General features: G+C 52.4%; 17 protein-coding genes and 1 pseudogene. All 18 read left to right on the forward strand.

Features of this window, described 5'->3' with window-relative positions; translation table 11 throughout:
* Window positions 1-7: 7 nt before the first annotated feature.
* The 18 genes and pseudogenes from WG891_RS12120 to WG891_RS12205 all read left to right on the forward strand — a co-directional run bounded on the left by WG891_RS12120 (window position 8) and on the right by WG891_RS12205 (window position 12141).
* The gene (locus WG891_RS12120; protein WP_337262952.1) at window positions 8-688 is read left to right on the forward strand and encodes an HK97 family phage prohead protease; all 681 of its coding nucleotides are present in this window, start codon (window positions 8-10) and stop codon (window positions 686-688) included.
* A gap of 1 nt (window position 689) precedes the next feature.
* Window positions 690-1850 (forward strand): phage major capsid protein, encoded by a 1161-nt coding sequence (locus WG891_RS12125; protein ID WP_337262953.1) that lies wholly within the window; start codon window positions 690-692, stop codon window positions 1848-1850.
* 33 nt (window positions 1851-1883) lie between these two features.
* Window positions 1884-2222, forward strand: coding sequence for a head-tail connector protein (locus WG891_RS12130; RefSeq protein WP_337262954.1), 339 nt, complete (start codon window positions 1884-1886; stop codon window positions 2220-2222).
* On the forward strand, window positions 2222-2548 hold the full coding sequence (locus WG891_RS12135; protein ID WP_337262955.1) for a phage head closure protein: 327 nt from the start codon (window positions 2222-2224) through the stop codon (window positions 2546-2548). The genes WG891_RS12130 and WG891_RS12135 overlap by 1 nt, the downstream gene beginning before the upstream one ends.
* Window positions 2545-2961 (forward strand): HK97-gp10 family putative phage morphogenesis protein, encoded by a 417-nt coding sequence (locus WG891_RS12140; protein WP_337262956.1) that lies wholly within the window; start codon window positions 2545-2547, stop codon window positions 2959-2961. Before WG891_RS12135 ends, WG891_RS12140 begins: the two co-directional genes overlap by 4 nt.
* On the forward strand, window positions 2958-3305 hold the full coding sequence (gene gp17, locus WG891_RS12145; protein ID WP_337262957.1) for a tail completion protein gp17: 348 nt from the start codon (window positions 2958-2960) through the stop codon (window positions 3303-3305). The genes WG891_RS12140 and gp17 overlap by 4 nt, the downstream gene beginning before the upstream one ends.
* Before the next feature lie 62 nt (window positions 3306-3367).
* Window positions 3368-3805 (forward strand): annotated as a pseudogene (locus WG891_RS12150) (phage tail tube protein); the annotation flags it as partial.
* A gap of 21 nt (window positions 3806-3826) precedes the next feature.
* Window positions 3827-4066 carry an Ig-like domain-containing protein gene (locus WG891_RS12155; RefSeq protein ID WP_337262971.1) on the forward strand — a complete coding sequence of 80 codons (240 nt, stop codon included), beginning with the start codon at window positions 3827-3829 and terminating at the stop codon, window positions 4064-4066.
* 12 nt (window positions 4067-4078) lie between these two features.
* Window positions 4079-4498 (forward strand): phage tail assembly chaperone, encoded by a 420-nt coding sequence (locus WG891_RS12160; protein WP_337262958.1) that lies wholly within the window; start codon window positions 4079-4081, stop codon window positions 4496-4498.
* Window positions 4498-4779, forward strand: a complete 282-nt coding sequence (locus WG891_RS12165) for a phage tail assembly protein T (RefSeq protein WP_337262972.1) — start codon at window positions 4498-4500, stop codon at window positions 4777-4779. The genes WG891_RS12160 and WG891_RS12165 overlap by 1 nt, the downstream gene beginning before the upstream one ends.
* A gap of 98 nt (window positions 4780-4877) precedes the next feature.
* Entirely contained in the window at window positions 4878-5093 is a 216-nt protein-coding gene (locus WG891_RS12170) for a hypothetical protein (protein WP_337262959.1), read from the forward strand.
* Window positions 5094-5219: 126 nt separating this feature from the next.
* Window positions 5220-8894 (forward strand): tape measure protein, encoded by a 3675-nt coding sequence (locus WG891_RS12175; RefSeq protein ID WP_337262960.1) that lies wholly within the window; start codon window positions 5220-5222, stop codon window positions 8892-8894.
* 23 nt (window positions 8895-8917) lie between these two features.
* The gene (locus WG891_RS12180; protein ID WP_337262961.1) at window positions 8918-9130 is read left to right on the forward strand and encodes a hypothetical protein; all 213 of its coding nucleotides are present in this window, start codon (window positions 8918-8920) and stop codon (window positions 9128-9130) included.
* A gap of 74 nt (window positions 9131-9204) precedes the next feature.
* On the forward strand, window positions 9205-9558 hold the full coding sequence (locus WG891_RS12185) for a phage tail protein (protein ID WP_337262962.1): 354 nt from the start codon (window positions 9205-9207) through the stop codon (window positions 9556-9558).
* A 9-nt stretch (window positions 9559-9567) separates the two neighbouring features.
* Window positions 9568-10320, forward strand: a complete 753-nt coding sequence (locus WG891_RS12190; RefSeq protein WP_337262963.1) for a phage minor tail protein L — start codon at window positions 9568-9570, stop codon at window positions 10318-10320.
* 2 nt (window positions 10321-10322) lie between these two features.
* A complete protein-coding gene (locus WG891_RS12195) occupies window positions 10323-11039 on the forward strand; it encodes a C40 family peptidase (protein ID WP_337262964.1) in 717 nt (238 codons plus the stop codon).
* Between the two features lie 24 nt (window positions 11040-11063).
* Complete coding sequence (locus WG891_RS12200; RefSeq protein ID WP_337262965.1) at window positions 11064-11486, forward strand: membrane lipoprotein lipid attachment site-containing protein; 423 nt, start codon at window positions 11064-11066, stop codon at window positions 11484-11486.
* 58 nt (window positions 11487-11544) lie between these two features.
* Window positions 11545-12141, forward strand: a complete 597-nt coding sequence (locus tag WG891_RS12205) for a tail assembly protein (protein ID WP_337262966.1) — start codon at window positions 11545-11547, stop codon at window positions 12139-12141.
* Window positions 12142-12207 lie beyond the last annotated feature (66 nt).

The raw sequence follows: 12207 nt of genomic DNA on the forward strand, positions 1-12207 counted from the left end.
GGGATCCATGACTGAAATTAAGAAAACCCTCTCTTTCGAAGAGACAGAAATCAAATTTACCGGCGACGGTACGCAAGGGATTTTTGAGGGCTATGCATCTGTTTTTGGCAATGTCGATTCAGACGGTGACGTGATCCTGTCGGGTGCGTTCAAGAACACCCTGGAGAAACAGACCCGCAGGGTTGCCATGTTCTTCAACCATCGAGCGTGGGAATTACCCGTGGGCAAATGGGACGCCTTGCAGGAGGACACCAAAGGGCTGTTTGTCCGTGGACAACTGACACCCGGACATAGCGGAGCCAGTGACCTGAAGGCCGCCATGCAGCACGGCACGGTAGAGGGAATGTCGGTCGGGTTTTCAGTAACCAAAGACGATTACTCACTGGCGACCAATGGCGGGCGCATTTTCAAGAATATCTCCGCACTGCGCGAAATCAGCGTGTGCACCTTCCCGGCTAACGAGCTGGCCGGAGTATCAGCGATGAAAAGCATCGATGGTATCGAAACGATTCGTGACGTTGAGAACTGGCTGAGGGATTCAGTGGGTTTAAGCAAGTCACAGGCCGTGGGGCTTATTGCCCGGTTCAAATCAGCTATTCGGAGTGAGTCCGACAGTGACGAGAACAAAACAGAAATATCTGCTCTCATCGAGCGCATCAGTTCTTTCCCTCAAACTTTAGGTAAATAATATGTCCGAATTAGCACAAATTCAGAAAGCCATCGAAGAATCACAGAAGAACATGACCCAGCTTTTCGACGCTCAGAAAAAAGAGATCGAAGAAACGGGCCGCGTTTCCAAATCATTACAGGACGATCTGGTCAAGGTTCAGGAAGAGCTGAAAAAATCCGGCCAGCGCTTATTTGACCTTGAGCAGAAAGGGGCTGATGGTGCGGATGATCCCTCCATCAAAAAAGATTTTTCAGAACGTGCAGCCGAAGAACTTACCAAGTCATGGAACGGTAGCAAGGGGACGTTTGAGGCCAAAACCTTCAACAAATCGCTCGGAAGTGATGCGGCTTCAGCCGGTACGTTGATTGAGCCGATGCGCCTGCCGGGTATTCTGGCCCCTGGTTTACGTCGGCTTGTGATTCGTGACCTGTTGGCGCAGGGGCGCATCTCTACCAATTCGCTTGAATATGTGCGTGAAAAAGTCTTCACCAATAATGCCGCTCCAGTAAAGGAAAAGGCCCAAAAACCAGAATCTGATCTGACATTCTCGAAAGAAACAACCAACGTGAAAACCATTGCCCATTGGATCCAGGCATCCCGCCAGGTGATGGATGATGCACCAATGTTGCAATCTTACGTCAATACTCGCCTGCTTTATGGTCTGGCGCTGGTGGAGGAAAACCAACTGCTGAACGGTGACGGTACTGGCGACAACCTTACTGGCATCAACGCCGTTGCAACGGCGTATGACACCACGCTGAATGCCACCGGGGATACGCGGGCAGACATGATTGCTCATGCCATCTTCCAGGTAACTGAATCAGAATTTAGTGCATCTGGCATCATTCTGAACCCGCGTGACTGGCATAACATCGCCTTGCTGAAGGATAACGAAGGCCGGTATATCTTCGGTGGCCCGCAGGCCTTCACAAGTAACATCATGTGGGGCTTGCCGGTAGTACCAACCAGAGCACAGGCTCAAAGTACTTTCACTGTGGGTGGTTTTGATCTGGCCTCTCAGGTGTGGGATCGCATGGATGCCACGATCGAAGTGAGTCGCGAAGACCGCGACAACTTCGTGAAAAACATGCTGACCATCCTGTGTGAAGAGCGTCTGGCGTTGGCGCACTATCGCCCGCAAGCGCTGATCAAAGGCACCTTCCCGGCACCAACCAAGTAACGCGGAGGGGGCGGGTAATCCCGCCCTGATGTTATGGCGATTAAAGTCACTGATGTTGTACCGGTCGAAGAGTTACGCCAACACATCGAGTTTGACAGCGACGATCGCGACGCGGTGATCACCCGTTATGCCCAGGCTGCATTGGATTACTGTTTGCGCTGGTGTGATGACCCGCGCTGGGTAAAGGCGGGTGATATTCCTTCTCCTGTAGTTTCTGCAATGCTGCTGGTTTTTGCTGATCTGTTTGAGCATCGCACCGGGCAAAGCGAAGTGCAGTTATACACCAATTCCGCCGCCGAAAACCTGATGTGGTTGTGCCGCAATTGGCGCGGCGCGAAGGTGGAAGAAAGCGAAACAGGGGAGGGATCGTAATGGAGCCAGGGCGCTTTAGGCATCGCATCATGATCCAGAACTTCGAAACGGTAGAGCTTCCCTCGGGCGGTGAAATGGCGGTGTGGGTGGATGCATCGATAAAGCCGATCCCCGCCGAGGTGAAGGCTATCAGTGGCCGGGAGTTAATGGCGTCAGGCGCGGAACATTCAGAGGCAACTGTGCGTGTCTGGTTGCGCTTTCGTGATGACGTTTCCAGCTCTTCACGTATGCTCTTTCGCGGGTTGGTCTATGACATTGTGGCAGCGTTACCGGATGTGCGCCTGACGCGCCTGGAGCTGCTCTGTAAAAGCGGGGTAAAACTATGATCAATACCAAGCTGGATTTTTCCGGGTTACTCGACATCTCCAAGGATCTGGAGGTATTGAGTAAGGCCGAAAGCCGCAATGTACTACGGCAGGCAACTCGGGCGGCGGCCACGGTATTTCGCGACGAGGCTCGGGAGCTTGCGCCAGAGGATACAGGCAAGCTGAAGCGCAACATCGTTGTGATTAACCAACGCGCCAGTGATGGCGGCGCGGTCGCAGGCGTCCATGTTCGCAGTGCGGGCAAGGCAGAAAATCGCAACAACTCCTTCTACTGGCGCTTTGTTGAGCTGGGTACATCGCAGATGCCCGCCGTCCCATTCATTCGCCCGGCGTTCGACGCTCGGCAGGATGATGCAGCGGCAGCGGCGTTCGCGAAAGCCAACGAAGCGATCGACAAGGTGCTATCAAAATGACCGAGGCTGATCTCAACCCGCTGCTAAAACCGTTGGTCGGCGGGCAGGCTTACCCTTATGTTGTCAAGCTGACCCCGGAGGGAATGCCAGCGGTAAAACCACCGTGGATCGTCTACACGGTGCCCGATGAAAACCGTGCCGATGTGTTTTGCGGTACCGCAGAAACCGCCTACCTGGCGCAGATCGACGTGTACGCCAGCAGCATTGACCAGGCCAAAGAACTCCGAGCCAAAGCTGAGCAGGCGATCGCTGTTCTGTCTCCGGCAGAAATCCACCTGTTCAGTGGCCATGAACCCGATACCGGCCTTTTCCGCGCCTCGCTTGAATTCAAAGTGTGGCAATAACCTTTAACCCATCTTGATCCTAACCCGCCGCGTGCGGGTTTTTTAATGTCTGGAGAATACTCATGACAAGCAAGTTCGAAAAAACACAAGGCACGGTGGTGAGCATTTCCGCTACCGAAGCCAGCGAGGCCAACCCGGCAGGCATTACCTGGCTCTCTACATCGTGCTCAGCCAAAGAGCTCAGTTACACCGGCGGCCAGAAGGACGATATCGAAGTGACCACCCTGTGCTCCACTGAAAAGGAGATGACCAACGGGCTCGCTGCACCTGCTGAAATGACCATCAACAAAAACTGGAGCGCCTACGATGATGCTCAAGATTCGTTGATGGCAGCTTACGAAACGGACACCCGCCGCGCCGTTCGTGTGATTTTCCCGTCTGGTAATGGGTTCGCTTATCTTGCAGAGGTACGCCAGAACAGTTGGAACGTTGCTACATCTGGCGTGGTAGCCGCCTCTTTCACGCTGCGCATCATCGGCAAACCCATCAGAATCTTTGCGGTGACTATCCCGGTAACCGGCGTGCTGCTGGATAAGACAACGGCAACATTGAGACTGGGTGAAAGCCTTACCCTAACCCCGACGATCGCACCGGCAACAGCAACAAACAAGGCTGTGACCTGGACATCGTCAACTCCGGCAAACGCCATGGTTACCGCAGCGGGCGTTATCACCGGGCTGGCCGTTGGTACCTCAACGATCACCGTTAAGACCACGGACGGCGCGAAAACTGCGACGTGCGTCGTGACTGTCACAGTGTAAGGAACATAACCCATGGCAGGAAAAAAACTGAACCTTAAGGCGTTGGTCTCAGCACCGCTTGCAGGCTTTCGTACCAAAACGGTAACGGTAGAGGAATGGGAGGGGGCTACAGTGATTTTGCGCGAGCCCTCTCAAGAAAGCTGGGGGCGCTGGCGTGAAATACTGACGCCACCGGAACCGGAGGAAGGCAAGGAACCCCTGAAGCTGTCGATCACCGAAGAGACGCAACGCAGCATCCGTGCCGATGCGGCAATCTTTATTGATGTTCTGCTTGATGAAGATCATCAGCCTGTTTTCAAACCTGGTGATCTGGATCAGGTAGTGGCGTTCTACGGGCCGGTGCATGCCCGACTGCTCAAGCAGGCGATCGCACTGAGCACCACGCAGGAAGATGCTGAAAAAAAGTCAGAGAGCCAGAAACCCAGTTCATGATGAAGCTGGCGCTTCGCCTGGGTAAAACCCTGGGCGAGTTGCGCCAGACCATGAGCGTCAGTGAGCTTCGCCTCTGGATGGAATTCAACAAGATCAGCCCGATCGGCGATGAGCGCAGCGACTATCACGCCGCGCAGATCTCGGCTGCCGCGTTCAATTCTCAGCGCACCAAAGACCCGATAAGCATTCCCGACATGTTGCTGCGCTGGAGTGGGCCAGAGGAAGAAGATACAGAGGACACCTCTGAGCTTGAGGGATTCCTGGGGGCTCTGGCTGATTAATTTAATGCGCTACGAGTAAGCATTAAGTTGGTAGAGTTTTGCCAAGCAGTTATTCTCTGCTACGATACTCTCACACTTAATTAAAGAAAGGGAATTATATGTATTACGGAGATTCAAGTGGGTTTGTGATTGCAATTTTGTATTTTTTAATTTTATCGTTTATTACCTTTTTCGTAATTAGATATGCAGTTATGGCTAAGCAAATAATCATGGAGTTAAAGAGCATTAACGAAAGTCAAGAAAAGCAGTTGAAAATAATGTCTGCAATTCTTGATGATTATTTAACTAGAAAGTCAGAGCAACGACGTGAGTGAATGCTTTATATTCATTGTGGTAATTTCCTAAGATTAATTTTGCCATAAATGAACTCATTTACTCTGGCAAGAAAGCAAGTGTTAATCAACAGCCCGCCACTGCGCGGGTTTTTTTATAGGTGAATTATGGCTTCGCTGCGTGAGCTAATCATTAAAATATCGGCTAACTCAAGCTCTTATCAGACTGAGATAGCCCGTGCCTCACGCATGGGGGGCGAGTATTATAAAACGATGGAGCAGGGCAACCGCAAGGCTGAGGCTGCTACCCGCCAAAGCCAACGCGCACTGGCCGATCTCAACGGCCAACTGACCTCTGTTAAAACCGCTGCCGCCAGCATGGCCAGTGTATTTGTCGGTCTGTTTGCCGTTGGCAATATTATTAATGCCGCTGACCAGTGGGGCCAATACCAATCCCGCATCAAGATGGCTACCGGCTCGGTGGAGGAATTTCGTTCTGTTCAGTCTCGGCTACTTGAGATCAGCGACCGCACCTATAAAAATATCGATGAGCAGGCCGAGCTGTATATTCGCAGTTCAACCGCAATGAAGGAGCTGGGCTACAGCACTAAGGGTACCATCGACTTTATCGACTCCATTTCCAGCTCGTTGACCATTAACGCCGCCAGCGCCGAGAAGGGTAAGAGCGCGATCGATGCGCTGTCTAAATCGATGGTTACCGGCAAAGTATCCGGCCAGGAATGGAACACGGTCATGGAAGTTATGCCGACGGTTATCGGCGACATTGCCCGCTATCTCGGTACTACGGAAACCGCAGTAAAAAGCATGGCCGCCAACGGCAAGCTGTCTATGGATACGTTCGCCAAAGCGACGATCGCCGCCCGGCAGCGTAACGCTGAGCTGGCAGAGGCCATGCCGACGACTGTCGGCGACGCCATTACAAAACTGAACAACCACTTTAAAACCTACATCAGTGACACGAACGCATCCAGCGGGGCCACGCAGGCTCTATCGGGGGCGATCTCATTTGCTGCTGATCATATGGATGTGCTGGCGGCCGGTGGTGCAGCGTTAGCTGCAGGTGGCGCAGCGAAGTATCTTGCATCTATTGGTGTTAGTGCGACCGGTGCCGCACAAGATTTACTGAAGGCGCAAAGGGAGCAAATAGGCTTTGCTGACGCGCAATATCAGTCAGCCCAGGCAGCACAATATAAGGCAACGATTGAACGCCGTGCGGCGCAGGCGGCGCTAGACGCTGCAACTGGCACAGACAAGCAAAGGACTGCGGCGCTGGCGCTTGTACAGGCAAGGAAAGCTGAAGAGGCGGCAATCAATGGCGTCACCATTGCCCAAACCCGATTAAATGCCGTCACAAATATTGCTGGCCGCGTGGGTGCCGGATTGCTTTCTGCTGTCGGCGGTCTGCCAGGGCTTGCGATGATGGCCGTATCTGCAGCGGCTGGATTCCTGCTCTTGCGCGATAACTCAAAGGAGGCATCTCAGGGCTTGATTGATATGGGGCTGCCGGTCGATGAGTTGACTAAAAAGTTTCGTGCTCTGGGGGATGTGCAGCGCAGGGCATTTACCGACAGTCTTAAAAACGATATTGCGAACGCTGACGCAGAGATCCGCAAATCCATTGATGCCATTAAAATATATGCCACTGGCGCACTTCCAAAAACGCTAATGCCAAACGCGTTCGGCAGCATGGAGCTAGTGATCGCCCCAGAAAATCAGCAATCACTCGATCGGTTTATTGCTTCCCTGCGTGAGGTCGAGGGGAGTGCTGGCGGCATTAAAAACCTGCAGGGGTACATGCAGGCTAATTTTGATGAGTTTGCCAAAGCAACCAACATGTCAGAGGAGCAGCGGCAGGGGCTTCAGGCACTCGCCAGTGCTTATGTTGATGGAAAAGTGAAGGTTGAGGGGTTAACCGAGAAGCTGCGAGAAATTATTGGTGTTACGAATGAGGCCACCGCTGCAAATAATGGGCTTGCTGCTTCACTTAATATCGATTTTTCCAAGCAGTTAACTAGCGCCAAGCTTGCGCTCGATGTTTCAAAACTGGCAGCCAAGGGGGCAACAAAAGAAGCCGAACTGTTACGTGGGGCTTACGCTGCGGTTGGAGACAGGGCAGAGGAACTTGCACCGCAGATACAAAAAATCGTGGCATCAGGCGGGAAGATTGATGTTGCCCCAGGCTTGCAAGGGGTTAAAGAGTGGGTGCAGCTTCAATCACAAATTCAGGACAATACAGAAGCCGCCAAGAAATTTACCGAAGGCACCAAGAAGTCTGGCACCGTCGCTAATGAATTTCACCAGAAAATAGCCAATCTGAATAAGGAAATTCAGGTTGAAGCTGTTCGCCTGAAAGATGGCGACGCAGCGGCGGCATTGTTCTCCGCCTCCCTTGAGGCTGGAACAAAATGGACTGCCGCTCAACGTGCCGAACTCATCCAGATGAATAAGGCGCTGGCCGAGGCCAAACAGCGATGGGAAGATCACAACGCAGCGATCGCCAATGACCCCTACCGCGCCGCTGCCGAAACTCAGCGAAAAGCCAACGAGCAGCTACAGCGCCAGATTGCTGACGGCGAGATCAAGGGCGCGGAGGATATCGCCCGCCGTAAACAGGATATTGACACCGCCTATTTACAAGCCAAGGCCGAGGCCGCTCAGCGTTACGCTGTCTCCGGTGCCGCTGAGCTGGCCGGTAATGTCGATCCCATCCAAAACCTTGAGAACCAACTGGCGAAGCGGCATGCGCTGATCGAGAGCTATGCCGCCGCTGGCGTGGTTTCGCAGGAACGCGCTAACCAGCTTCTGGCTGCATCTGATCGCGAATCGATGGAGCAGCGTTATCAGGCGTCACTGCAACTGTATGCCAGCCAAGGCGACATGCAGAAGATGAGTGTTGATCTGTTCCAGGCAACAACGGAACGGGCAAAGAACATGCTCACCGGCTTGTTGACGGGCACGCAGGACTGGAAGGAATCCATGTCCAATCTGTTCTCATCGCTCACTCAGTCAGTCATCAATAATCTGCTCGATATGGCTGCGCAGGCGCTGATTACCAGTACGGTTATGCAGACCATCACCGGTGTTGCTGGTGGATTGATGGGAGGGATTGGTGGTGCTGCATCTGGGGTCGCTGGTGCTGCCGGTTCAGCCAGTACTGGTGCGATGGGTATAAGCACCAGTTGGTCATCGTATGTACTTAACGCGAAGGGTGGCGTTTATTCATCGCCGGACTTGAGTCAGTACAGCGGCCAGATCGTCAGTAGTCCCACTATGTTTGCCTTTGCTAAAGGTGCGGGGATTATGGGTGAGGCCGGGCCGGAGGCCATCATGCCACTGACCCGCGCCGCTGATGGTTCGTTGGGTGTCCGGGCTGTTGGTCAAGTTGATCACTCAGTGCAAGGCACCCCGCAAGGCCAGGAGCAATTAGCAGCAATGGCAACGACAGCTAACGGCATTATGCAGACGCTATCTACTGTCGCAAATTGGCTCAGTGCATCCATTCCTGACAGTAGGCCAGATTCAACGATCTGGGATGTGGCAACGGCTTATTCAGCACCAACCAGCGCCCTTGAGCGATCTCTGGATATCAGATCAACATCAGCAAGCCCGCCCCCAGCAATGCGTGAGGGTACCGGCAGTGCCACGCCGGTATTCAACATTACCATCAACAACGATGGGCAGAGCACGGTATCTACCCCGCCAGGTATGGAGCAGTTTGGTAACGAACTTGCGCAGTTTGTTGATCAGCGGTTTAAAGCTTTGCTGCAGAAAGAAACTGGTCAGGGTAGGATGTTAAGTACGGCAATAAAGGGAAGGCGTTAAGGTTAATATTCATTGGAGAGTATATGAGAATAGAAGTAGAAGATATAACAGCGTTCGATAATATGAATGGGAAGGGTGTATTGGGCACAGTCAATTTCACGCTTGATGAGGATGAACCTGGTATTGATGCTAGGGTTTTTGTAAAGATCGATTGTGATAAGGATTTGCCATTGCGAGAAATCGAAGGATTAATGATTAATACTGCAAAAGAGAAATTAAGAAAAGTTATTGAATAAGGTCATTTATAACTTAGCTCCAACCCAAGCCCACCATTTAGGTGGGTTTTTTATTCTAACCGGGAGGCGAGATTTTGGTACTGGAAACATTCAATTACTGCGCCCGCGTTAACCCTGTTGGCGATTACACTTTCCGCGTTCGTGAAGTGCAATTCGGTGACGGGTATAAGCAACGTGTTGGCGACGGACTTAATAATGAGTCTCAAAGCTGGCAGTTAACATTTACCAACAACGAGCAGATCACCATCGAGATCAGGGATTTCTTCAAGCGGCACGCCGGGTATAAGGCTTTCAAGTGGACCAGTCCAAGCCTTGAGCCAGGGCTGTACACCTGCAAAACGTACCAGATCACCGCATTAGGGAAAAATTCACGCGGTAAACTCATGTTCCAGCTTGCGGCCACATTCGAAACCGCATTCCATCCGTAGGAAATAATCATGTCTATCAAAACTGATCACCAGGTTTTAGAGCCTGGGAGTAAAGTGCGCCTGTTCGAAGTGGACGGGAGCCAGTTCGGCGGGCCTGAGCTGTATTTTCACAGCCATGCTATCCCGTACACACCCGAAGAATTGGAAAAGGCCGGTGATGTTCCGGCAAAGCTACCAGCGAAATCGATCTGGTGGGGCGGTCGAGAATACAAGCCGTGGCCGGTACAGATTGAAGGGCTCGAGGTAACCAGCGACGGTACCGCACCGAGCCCGACGCTATCGGTCGGCAACATCGACGGTACTGTCGGCTCTATGTGTTTGGCATACCAGAATTTGGCGCTATTCAAGGTCACGATCCGCGATACCTATGCGCACTATCTTGACGCTCGAAACTTTCCCGAGGGCAATCCCAGCGCTGATCCGACTCAGGAAAAAATCGACGTCTGGTATATCGATCGCAAATTGACCGGTACCAACACCGTGATCCAGTTTGCGCTGTCCTCACCGGCTGATCTGCAGGGCATCATGATCCCGACCCGGCAGATTCATGGTTTATGCACATGGTGCATCCGCGGACAGTATCGCAGTGCATCGTGTGGCTACACCGGCACCAGGTATTTCGATATCGACGGCAACCCGGTTGACGACCCTTCAAAGGATGCCTGTTCGGGCCTGGTGTCCACCGGTTGCGAGCCCCGGTTCGGCAAAGGAAACCCGCTGCCGCACGGCGGTTTTGTTGGTTCGTCACTGTTGAAGAGGTAGCTATGCGAAAACACATCATTACCGCCGCGCTGGCGCATGCCGCCGAGTCTTATCCGGCAGAGTGTTGCGGTCTGGTAGTGCAAGTCGGCAAACGCCAGCAGTACCACCGCTGCCGCAATACCGCGCCAGCGCCGACTGAGCAATTCAGCATGCACCCAGAGGACTACGCCGCAGCCGAGGACATAGGCACAATCGTTGCGATCGTTCACAGCCACCCGGACGCAACCACCCAGCCGAGCCAGCTTGATCTTGCTCAGTGTGATGCGTCACAACTGCCGTGGGTAATCGTGAGTTGGCCGGAGGGGGATGTCAGGACGATCACCCCAACTGAAGGCATTAAGCCATTGCTTGGCAGGCCGTTCGTTCACGGCTTCTGGGATTGCTACGCGATCATCCGCGACTGGTACCAGCTCGAGCGGGGCGTAACGCTGCCGAACTTCGAGCGATCAGATGGGTGGTGGAACCGGGGCGAAAACCTCTACATGCAGCACTATGCTGAAGCTGGTTTTGTGCCAGCGGCCGGTGACCTGCAGATCGGTGACGTAATCATTATGCAGGTGAGGGCAGACGAACCAAACCACGCCGGGGTTTATGTTGGCGATGGGGTGATGATTCACCATATGTACGGCCAACTCAGTCAGCGTGTGCCATATGGTGGATATTGGCAGGATCGAACGATTATCACGCTACGCTATAATGCCGATCTGCTATCATCTTGATTCGACAATAAGAGGGATAACAGAATGCGGAAGTTACTTTTTGCCCTTGTGGCTACAGCTATTTTATCTGGGTGCGCATCATCGCCAGTGCCCTTAAGTGACGCCAAAACAGCACCAGCAGATAGAGTATTTTTATTTCAATCACCAAAAACTGACAGTGCTGAAATTACCATAATTAGGGATGGTGGAGTTGTTGGTTCAGCTTGTTTGATAACGGCTTATATCAATGGTCAACGCGTCGCTAATCTTGAATCAAAAGAAAAAGCAGCATTTTACGTATCTCCAGGAGAGCTGATGCTAGGTGCAGCATTTGAGGGAGCTGGATTATGCAATAGTGGCAAATCCAGACAGGAGAGAGAGGTAGTGATAAAAAAAGGACAGCAAAAGGTGTTTCGGATTTATACCGGTGCTGATGCTGAGCTGGATATAAAGCCGTCAAGCTTGTAATTGAGAATTTATAAATAATCACACCCGCCTTTTGAGCGGGTTTTTTATTGGAGAAGATATGACAGCCACAATACACGAATATAGAATGGTCAGACTCTACGGCGTACTCGGCGCGACATTTGGCCGGGTTCATAAGCTGGTTGTTTCTACACCACAGGAAGCTATTAAGGCTCTGTCAGTCACTATTCCCGGCTTTGAACGATTCCTGCAAACTGCCAAAGATCGCGGCTTAACCTTTGCTGTTTTTAATGGCAAACGCAATATTGGTCGTGATGAACTGGAGTTCTCCGGTAGTGACGATATCAGGATCGCACCGGTTATCATCGGCAGCAAACAGGGTGGGGTATTTCAAACAATTCTCGGTGCAGTGCTTGTAGTGGCTGGGTTTGTGGCTAGTTTTACACCGTTTGCAGCAGCATCGCCATATCTATATATGTCCGGCGCGTCAATGATGTTGGGTGGTGTTGTACAGATGCTGTCACCCATGCAGGGCGGGCTGGCAATGCGAGAAAGCCCAGACAATAAACCGTCTTATGCCTTCGGCGGCCCGGTGAATACTATCGCCCAGGGCAACCCAGTGCCAATTCTTTACGGTAAGCGCCGGATTGGTGGGGCGATTATTTCCGCAGGGATCTACGCCGAAGATCAGCAGTAACCTAATCCCCCTCAATCAGGCCCGCTTAATGCGGGTTTTTTTACGCCCGGAGAAACGTAATGTCAG

This window comes from Serratia sp. MMO-28 (genome assembly GCF_037199905.1).
Taxonomy (GTDB): domain Bacteria; phylum Pseudomonadota; class Gammaproteobacteria; order Enterobacterales; family Enterobacteriaceae; genus Chania; species Chania oryzae.